Here is a 6,048-nt window from a genome sequence, read left to right on the forward strand (position 1 = left end):
GTGGGGAGGGGGCTCGGGGCGGGCGGCGGCTCGGGATGCGATGGGGCTCGGGGGCGGTTCGGGGGCAGGCCGGCTGCGGCGTGGCCCGGGGCGGACGGGGACTCGGGGGGCCGCTACGGGCGGGTGACGACCTTGATGTTGAAGGTGTGGGAGTTCACGCCGCCCGCGATGCCCATGAACAGGAACGCGAAGTGCTCCTGGCCGCGTGCGGTCGTGATGTCACCGATGTCGAGCTGGGAGGAGGCGGGCCAGCCGAGATCGGTGAGCAGACGGCCGGTGGTGGCCTTGGCCTCGGGGTCGTCGCCGGAGAGGAAGACCGTGCCCGGCTCGGTGAGGTCGCCCGGGGCGGCCATCGTGGTCGAATCCATCGTGCAGAGCGTCTTGACGACGGGGGTCAGCGGGAACGCCTCCTGGATCAGTTCGCCCAGGCTGCTGTTGGGGTGGGTGAGGGCGCTGAAGTCGTCGGAGAGGCCGACCCCGACGTCGATCAGCAGGGTGCCGGCCAGGACCGGCGCTCCGATGGAGCGGAGCAGGTCCAGAGAGACGCCACCGGGGGTGGCGTTGACCAGGACGTCCGCGCGAGCGGCGGTCTCGCCGAGCCCCGCGACGGGCAGACCGAGGTCACCCCGCTCCTGCGGGTGGCGCGATCCGAGGAGGACGTCGTGCCCTGCGGCGCGCCAGCCGTGGGCCAGGGCGCGGGCGACATTTCCGGTGCCGAGCAGTCCGATACGCATGAGGACGACGCTAGCCAGCGGGCCCCGGGGGCGTATCAGGCGGAAGACGGTGGCCAACCGGCACCTGCGACGTAGTCCGCTGGGCGCGGTGACGTACGGGCGACCGCCGGTCCCGTTCGTAGGCGGCGGCGAGCGGTCTCCGCCGCGTACGGCGGGGACTGCCCTGCCTGCGGCCTTCCGCTGTGGCGGGGAACCCGCGTGCGGGGACCACGACCTCCTGTTCCCCGGCCCGGACCTGGAGCAGGGATTACCCCCGCGTGTGCGGGGACCACCCCTGCTACCACGAGCTGCTGGACGAGCCGGGAGGACCATCCCCGCGTGCGCGGGGACCACGCGAGATCACAGCGCACGCCGGCCTCGGCACGGGGACCACCCCCGCGTGCGCGGGGACCACGCGGCGAGGCTCCGCTGCACCGCCATCTGGGAGGGACCACCCCCGCGTGCGCGGGGACCACAGGACGATGGCGTGGATGTGCGGGTGCCAGCCGGGACCACCCCCGCGTGCGCGGGGACCACCGCATGACCCAGCAACCCGATGACCGCCGCGAGGGACCACCCCCGCGTGCGCGGGGATCACACTCAGCGCCCCGCGTGGGTGCCGCTGATGGCGGGACCACCCCCGCGTGCGCGGGGATCACCTGACCGGGTTCGGCGTCGGCAGCGACGGACCGGGACCACCCCCGCGTGCGCGGGGATCACCTCACTCTCGCCGTGGACGCGGAGGCCCGCGGGGGACCACCCCCGCGTGCGCGGGGACCACTGTTCGTGACCTGCGGGTTTAGGTGTCGGGGAGGCGGTTTTTGCTAACTTGTTGAGAAACCGGCATATCTTGCTCTCCGGGGCAAAGTGGCCACAGGTGTGATTCGGCTGATGCCATTCTGCCCGCCACCCGGGCTCATCGGCCCGGCTTCGATGGAAGAGGTGCGGCTCTGTCTTTCGTGGCTTTGGGCGTCGGTGTGCGGTGTGTCTACCCCCGTTTCGGGAGGGGCTTCGTGGTTGGGGTTCGACGGGTTCGACGGTTTGAGGGGGTGGCGGAGGTTGATGGTGTGTGCTTGGGGCGCGGCTATTCCTTCGAGGCCGGTATGGCGGTCTCCCGAGGTGTTTGCGCAGGTCGGCGGTTGCAACCTGCGGTGTGTGCCGACCGTCGTCGGTTGGTTTTCAGAGGCCGGGCATCGAGCCGGTGCGGAAGGGGATGGCGACGTCGGCCACGTGCTCGCCCGGCTCGGCGGTTGCCCAGTTCGGGTAGTACACCTCCCGGTTGGAGGCGCTGGCGGTGTATCCGTGCTCGGCCAGCCATACGCCGACGGCGTCATGGGCGGCGGCCATCGCCGCGTAGCCCTCGTCCCGCTTCGTCAAGGCGGTGTACGCCTCGCGGTGGGCGGGCTCGATGCGTACACCGATCCGGCCGGCTGGTTCGACGTCCGCGCTCCGGGTCGGAGCGCAGATCTCGACCGGGCCGTCGGAGTCCTCGCTGACCAGGCCGTGGTAGACGGCGAAGAGCGGTCCGGACAAGCTCGCTCCTCTCCTCCGTAGGGCGGCGAAGAGCAGTTCGCCGGAGTCCGCGAGGAAGCCGGGAAGGTCTGTGGCGGTCACGTGGCCTTGGATGAACAGGACTTTCCGCTCCGGTACGTCGCGCTCGGAGATCTCGTACATGGTCGGGCTTCCTCCGGTCAGAACCTCTCGGGCGTAGCTCACCGCGGCCCGGCGGGCCGCGTGCGCGGACTCCTGTTCTCGCCAGTACGCGGTGAGTAGCAGCACCGGTTTCTCGCCGCTCGAATCGAGCACCTCCGCGATCCGCGCCAGCGGCATGCCGGTGGCACGCAGCAGCGCGATGCGGCGGGCCCGTTCGACTTGGGCGAGACCGTAGCGGCGGAAGCCGGTCCGCGGATCGACCTCCGCCGGTGGCAGCAGCCCTCGCTCCCCGTAGAGCCGCAGGGCCTTGAGGCTGAGCCTGGTCCGGGTGGCGAGCTCGCCGATGGTGATCAGTTCCTCGTGCACGGGGCCACTGTCCCCTCTGCCCCTGGGGGAGGGGCAAGCCGACGGTCCCTGTTCGTGCTCGCCGGACGGCTTGTGCGGTCCTGTCCCTGCTGGATCCCGTACTGCTGGACAACGCCGGACGCGCACGCCGGGGCGGTGTCGACGGGCATGGTCAACTGGCCTCTCCGGAAACGATGTTCACCGTCCGGGCTACCGGGCGAGCCGCGCGACCGCTCCCGTTTCCAGGGCCGTCCACACGGCCGCGTCCGGTCCCACGGTGATGCCGTGCGGTTCGGACGACGGTGACGGCAGGCCGTACTCGGTGATCTGGCCGCTCCTGGTGATGTGCCCGATGGCGTTGGCCCCCCATTCGGTGAACCAGCAGTCTCCGGGGGCGGCCGCGACGATGGCGTGGGGTTTGGCCGTACGCTCCGGGAGCGGGAACTCCTCGATCGCGCCGCCCACCGAGATCCTGCCGATCTGACTCGCCGCGATCTCCACGAACCACAGGGCCACGCCGTCGCTCGCGATGCCCACGGGGGCGGCGCCCGGGGTCGGGAGCGGGTGGACGGCGATGTCCCCGTGGACGGTGATGCGGCCGATCGCGTTCGCCTGGTTCAGGGTGAACCACAGAGCACCGTCCGGGCCGGCGGTGATGGCCGAGGGGTACGAACCCGTGCCGGGGAGGGCGTACTCGGTGATCTCGCCCGCGCCGGTGATGCGGCCGATCCGGTCGGTGTTCATCTCCGTGAACCACATCGCCCCGTCCGGACCGGCGGTGATCCCGAAAGGGCCGCTGTCGGGTGTCGGCACGGGGAAGGACTCCGTTTCACCGGCCGTCGTGATGCGGCCGATCCGGTGGTCCCGGAAGCGGGTGAACCACAGCGCTCCGTCGGGCCCGGGGGCGATGACCGTGGGGCCGCACTCGGCCGACTCCAGTGGGAACGTGTCGAGTTCACCGTCGGGGGTGAGGCGCGCGATGCGGCCGCTGTGCACGAAGGTGAGCCACAGCGCGCCGTCAGGTCCGGTCGTGATGCCGTACGGTCCGGCCTCCTCGTCCGCTACGGGGATTTCGCTCATGGTCACGGCAACTCCTCGTGGAAGTGGGGGGATTGGCGGGAGGCGTACGTGATCGGTGCCGCTGATCAGTCCCGTACCAGGTCGAGAATGATCGCGGCGAGGTCGGCGGGCCGGGTCATGGGGACGTTGTGGTTCGAGCCGATGTCGACCAGCCGGCGGGCGGGGGCGGCATCCACCACCGTACGCACGGCGTCGCGCCGGGAGGCGTAGAAGCCGTTCTCGGCCAGCACGACCGTCAGCGGGCAGGTGAGGCGGTCGTACACCTCGATGCTCGGGAAGACCTCCGCGTCGGGGTCCACGGCGGTGACGGCCGCGATCTCCTCGACGGTCGGTCGCCGTAGCCACCGGTTGCCCCGGCGCTGGAAGGAGCGTCGCGTGACCTGCTCGACCAGTCCGGGCCGCGCTCCGGCGTTGAGCCAGTCGTCTCCGGCCTCCCGTACGCACTGGTCGACATAGGCGTGCATCCGGTCGGCGTCCGCTTCCCATCCGTAGCGGAACATCGCCCGCAGACGGTCCGCCGCCTCCGTGGTCCGTGCGGCGGCGTGCTCGGCGAGCGAGGTGTCCCGGTCGTCGAGGACCACGCCGTCCACGACGCAGAGGGCGGCCGGTTCCACGAGGCCGTCGGCGGCGGCGGCCGTCACCGCGTATCCGCCGGTGGAGTGGCCCACCAACAGCGGGCGCTCCCAGCCCAGTTCGGCGACGACGCTGCCGATGTCCCGCCAGTACTGCTCGGGTCCGGCGGAGTCGAGCCGGGTCTGTCCGTGGCCCCGCAGGTCGATGGCGATCGGATGGCAGGCGCTCACCAGGTGCGACGCCACGTCCGTCCACGCCGCCGCGTTCTGCCCGCTGCCGTGGACGAGCAGCACCCCCTGGCCGTGGCCGCCGAAGTCCACTGCGGACAGGGCGCCGCCCGCGACGGGGATGTCGATCTCTGTTCCGGTCATCACCGCAGCCTGGAGGTGGGGAGACGGCGAGGGCAACCGCTTTTCACGCCGGATGCCGGGGTGGTACGAGGGTGTGATGAGCCCCGCAGAGGGCGGATGGCGTCGGTGCCGTAGGGGATACCGGGTTCACTGCGGCGGGCAGGACCCGGTCGGCGGGCCCCTGCGGCGGCATCCGCGGGCTCCGCGTCCCGTCGCCCGGGGCGTCCGCGCTTCCTCGCCCGGGGCGGCCCGGCGCGCGGCCGTCCCTCCCGTGTTTCTAGGCTCCCTCCATGAGCACCGGCGTACACGTTCCCGAATACCAGCAGGACTGCGAGCTCGTCGCGGGCGAGGACCTGGCGCGGTCCCCCGCGTTCTGGCTGGCCCATGTGCTGATGGCGATGGGGAAGTACGAGGAGCCTGCCGAGCGGTACGGCGTGGACGCGGCGGAGTTCGACGGCGTGGTGGACCGGCTCAGCGACCCCGAGGAGCCCTGGCCCGTGTTCCGGGTCGGGTGCGGCGGCGGGCATACGGTCCACGCCGTCTACGTCAACTGGGAGGACGGCAGCAGCGTCGACTTCTTCGTCCGGCATCCGGCGTGGGGGCGCCTGGGGCACCTCGGGCAGTGCGGGGCCGACGCGGCCGGGACGGGGCTGGCCTGGACGGAGTTGCTCGCGCTGGCCGGGGGCGTACCGGAGGGAGGGGAGGGGCTGACCGATCCGTCCGAGCGGCTGCTCCTGCTGCTGCCGCTCCTCGGCGACGCCGACCTGCCCGGCGAGGCCCGCGACACCGTGGCCCGCGCGCTGGCCCACTGCGGGATCCGCGCGGAGGCCGCCGGCGATCTCGCGGCCGTGCTCCTCGCGGGGCAGGACCCGGTCGGCGGGCCCCGGTGGTCTGTCGCCGACGGCAGCCCGGTCGCCGTGTGCTCGTCCCCGTACAGTCCCCGGCGCGTGCCCCTCGCTCTCGGGATCTCGGCGGACCGGGCCGAGGCGCTGGCCGCTGTTCTGGGTGGGCCCCGCCCGGCCGCGTAGGCCGAAGGACCCTGTCGTGCGCGGCCGGGGCCGCCCTCATGTTCCACCGGGCGATCCGCGCGAAAGCTGGGCGGGCCCAAAGCTGAGCCCGGACCCATCGTGTGGATCCGGGCTCAGTGCGGTGTCGGCCCCCTGCTGGAGGCCGGTGTCAGACCCTCGCTGCTGCCCTGGCGTCGAGCAGGGTCACGGGCGGTGAAGGCAGGTGCTCAGTGGTCGCCGTAGCCGTGGCCGTAGCCGTAGTCCGGTTCGTGGGTAGGTCCGGGCTTCGTCGGCGTGGGGGTGGGCGTGGGGGGCCTCGTCGGCGGG

5 protein-coding genes and 1 CRISPR repeat array are annotated in these 6,048 nt (G+C 72.4%); of the genes, 1 reads left to right on the top strand and 4 read right to left on the bottom strand.

Annotated elements, in window-relative coordinates:
* Positions 1-113: 113 nt before the first annotated feature.
* From IF19_RS0134085 to IF19_RS0134100, 4 genes are all read right to left on the bottom strand, one after another.
* The gene (locus IF19_RS0134085; protein ID WP_030119424.1) at positions 114-734 is read right to left on the bottom strand and encodes an NADPH-dependent F420 reductase; all 621 of its coding nucleotides are present in this window, start codon (positions 732-734) and stop codon (positions 114-116) included.
* A gap of 243 nt (positions 735-977) precedes the next feature.
* A CRISPR array of direct repeats spans positions 978-1,490; the repeat unit is 25 nt; unit sequence GGGACCACCCCCGCGTGCGCGGGGA.
* Positions 1,491-1,892: 402 nt separating this feature from the next.
* Complete coding sequence (locus IF19_RS0134090) at positions 1,893-2,732, bottom strand: MerR family transcriptional regulator (RefSeq protein WP_032748923.1); 840 nt, start codon at positions 2,730-2,732, stop codon at positions 1,893-1,895.
* A 189-nt stretch (positions 2,733-2,921) separates the two neighbouring features.
* Positions 2,922-3,791 carry a Vgb family protein gene (locus IF19_RS0134095; protein ID WP_030119422.1) on the bottom strand — a complete coding sequence of 290 codons (870 nt, stop codon included), beginning with the start codon at positions 3,789-3,791 and terminating at the stop codon, positions 2,922-2,924.
* Positions 3,792-3,856: 65 nt separating this feature from the next.
* Entirely contained in the window at positions 3,857-4,735 is an 879-nt protein-coding gene (locus tag IF19_RS0134100; RefSeq protein WP_030119421.1) for an alpha/beta fold hydrolase, read from the bottom strand.
* 269 nt (positions 4,736-5,004) lie between these two features.
* Here IF19_RS0134100 and IF19_RS1000000135620 point away from each other — a divergent pair, with 269 nt between their 5' ends.
* Entirely contained in the window at positions 5,005-5,742 is a 738-nt protein-coding gene (locus tag IF19_RS1000000135620) for a hypothetical protein (protein WP_050493783.1), read from the top strand.
* The last annotated feature ends 306 nt before the right edge of the window (positions 5,743-6,048 follow it).

Source organism: Streptomyces californicus (genome assembly GCF_000717645.1).
GTDB classification, from domain to species: Bacteria; Actinomycetota; Actinomycetes; order Streptomycetales; family Streptomycetaceae; genus Streptomyces; species Streptomyces californicus.